At 43.4% G+C, this 3,000-nt stretch carries 1 protein-coding gene; it reads left to right on the plus strand.

Annotated elements, in window-relative coordinates; translation table 11 throughout:
• Positions 1 to 3,000: hypothetical protein (locus tag B4W83_RS13605; RefSeq protein ID WP_000407777.1), on the plus strand; the 3,000-nt coding region annotated here is incomplete at both ends.

The following is a 3,000-nucleotide window of genomic DNA, read 5'->3' on the forward strand; positions in this document are numbered from 1 at the left end:
GCCTTTGACGCTGAATTTACTAAGCGTGAGAAAGCTATCACGGATGCCATCGAACTTGCCAAGGCTAAGGCGGAAGAAGTCAAGCAAGAAGTGTCTGACACTATCAATCAGCGTTTCAATAGCTTTCATGATGAACCTTTACGAGAATCAAGGCGCAAGGCTGAGGAAGCTTTGAGACAAGCTGGCGCAAGTAGCTCTCTTGCTCAGGAAGCCAAGCGGATTGGGCTGGATTCTGTTGCTAGACTTGAAGCGTTTAAATCGCAGACTAGGAATGCTCAGACGGCTTTGTCGGGTGATTTGAATCTTCTAAAGCAGACAGTTACCAATGATATAAGCTCCAAGCAAAGGCAACTTAAAACTGACATTTCCAAACAAGTTCAAGCTCTCGGTCAGATAAAGAATGACTTGGCTGGAGTCAGAAGCTCTCAGGCAAGATATGAAGAGACGACTAAAGGCAGGCTAACTGCACTGACGAACAGAATGGAAGGGAAAGCTAACAAATCAGAAGTCAGGCAAACAGCAGAGACTCTGACGAGTCAGATAGACCGTATACAAGAAGAGAGCTCTACTCGTATTTCAACAATGACCTCTCGTTTTAATCAGCGCGCTGATGCGCTTGATGCTGGAGTGAGGCGTTTGACTGAAGGTCTCAGAACCAAAGCGGATATCAGCTCCCTCAATGTGACTGCTGAGAATATTAGGCAGTCTGTGAGGAGGTTAGAAAGAGATACCCAGAGTCAACTAAATCAGAAGCTTAGTACGGCTGAATTTGAGGTGCAGGCTGGCTCTATCCGCCAGGAAATCCTGAACGCAACCAAGGACAAGGCAGATAAGACCTTAGTTGTGACTGAAGCTGGAAAATTGCGAGAAGAATTTTCAAATATGCAAGTTGGTGGTCGGAACTATTATCGTGATTCCGAGAAAATTCAACAGTCTCGTTTTGGTTTTGTGTTTGATAATCTAGATCCCTATCTTTCAAAGTCCGATATTGGGACAACTTGGACTCTCTCGTTTGATTGTAAACTCGATGAAGTTGATGGTTCTTTTCCTTTCCATATGTCGCATGGTGGGGCGAATGGCTTTGGTATAGAGGGACGAAAAGAGTTCACTGCGACTAGGGAGTGGCAGCGATTTAGGCTTACAGGTCCGGTATTTTTTAAAGAGGATGCGCCCTCTGAATCCAAGCTACAGATGACCCTATTCAATTCAGATTTAGGATACGGAGGAACTATTTTCATTCGTAGGATTAAACTTGAAAAAGGTACCCTAGCGACAGACTGGAGTCCAGCGCTTGAAGACACCAATGGTCTCATCACACAAGCTAAGGCTAGCTTTGAGCGAACAGCGCAGGAATTGCGAACGGATTTGTCGGCTGTTCAGGCCTATGTTGCTCAAGATGGTCAAAGACAGAAAAGCTTACAGCGCTATACTCGTGAGGAGAGCGCGAGACAAGCAAGAGCAGTTCGTGAGCAGATATCCAGAGATTATGTAGGGAAATCAAGCTATCAAGAAGACGTGGAGGGGATTCATCGGAGAATTGAAGGAGTTAAAACGAGTGCGAATAGAGAAATAACTAGCCAAATAGCTAGCTATCGTCAATCTGCCGACGGGACATTTAGGGATATTTCAAGCCAAATAACAACTTATAAGCAGGATATGACCAGGAACATTGCGAACCTATCCCATCAACTGGCAGGTAAGGTAGAGACTACTGACTTCCAGCGTGTTAAGGAAACCAGTGAACTTTACGAGCGGATTTTGGGCAATACTGAAAATGGAATTGCGGATAAGGTTGCTCGCATGGCTATGACCAATCAACTGTTTCAGGTTGAGGTTGGGAAATATAGTGTAAGCGGCCCTAACCTCATTAAGAATAGTGATTTTAAAAATGATACGAATAAATGGGTCTCAACTCAAAATTTAGGAAGATTGGTTAAGCATAGCTTTTATCACAACGGGCAGAAAGACCTTATGCGTTTAAGCAATGCAACTAAAAACAAAAACTTTTTGTCTAGTCAGCGTTTTAATCTTGAACGAAATACTGACTATGTACTGAATTTTAGAGGATTTAACAACAGTGCTCTAGCAAGCTATGATGTTTATATTTTGGGACGAAGAGCAGGCGAGAGCGATGTATTCACAATCTTTAGGAAAGTTGTTAGCAGCAAGAAACTATCTACCTCTAGATGCGAAGATGTCTCAGTAACTTTTAATTCCGGAGAAATGGATAATGCTTACATTCGTTTTGAGAACAATGGCTCATCATCAGGAACAGCTGATTTGTATATTACAGAAGTTGACTTGTACAAAGGTTATAAACCTAGAACATGGCAACCACATCCAGAAGATGCAGTCGCAGATGCGAATAAGAAGCTTGAAGCCACGCAAACAAAAATGACTCAACTAGCTGGCTCCTGGTTGGTTCAAAACATCAACAGTGCAGGTGATTTGATTTCGGGTATCAATCTAGGAGCCAATGGTCATAATCGTCTTTCTGGGAAATTAACCCATATAACAGGCGAGACCCTGATTGACAGAGCAGTCATCAAGTCTGCCATGGTTGATAAGTTGAAGACAGCTAATTTTGAATCAGGTTCAGTAACGACAGCTGTTTTAGCTGCCGAAGCGGTCACAGCTGATAAGGTAAAGTTTGATCATGCCTTTATTCGAAAACTTATTGCCAACGACGCCTTTATTGGAGAACTAACTTCTAAACGTATCTTTGCGACTAAGATTGAATCAGTTGTGAATCGCTCGATTTTCTTAGAAGCTTATCAGGGTCAAATAGGAGGGTTTACAATTGGTCGTTTTGCTCAAGGAAGAGGTCGCTGGATTTCTGGTGTCAACCAATTCTCGGTCGGCATGGGAAACGGCGAAGGCGGAAGCTACAATGGCGAAAATACCGCATTTTGGGCGAACTGGGGTTACAGTTGGAACAGTCCTGGCCCCAATGCTTGGTATGTAACAACATCAGGGAATATGTATTGCAGAAACGGAGCA

The sequence above is a fragment of the Streptococcus pseudopneumoniae ATCC BAA-960 = CCUG 49455 genome, assembly GCF_002087075.1.
GTDB classification, from domain to species: Bacteria; Bacillota; Bacilli; order Lactobacillales; family Streptococcaceae; genus Streptococcus; species Streptococcus pseudopneumoniae.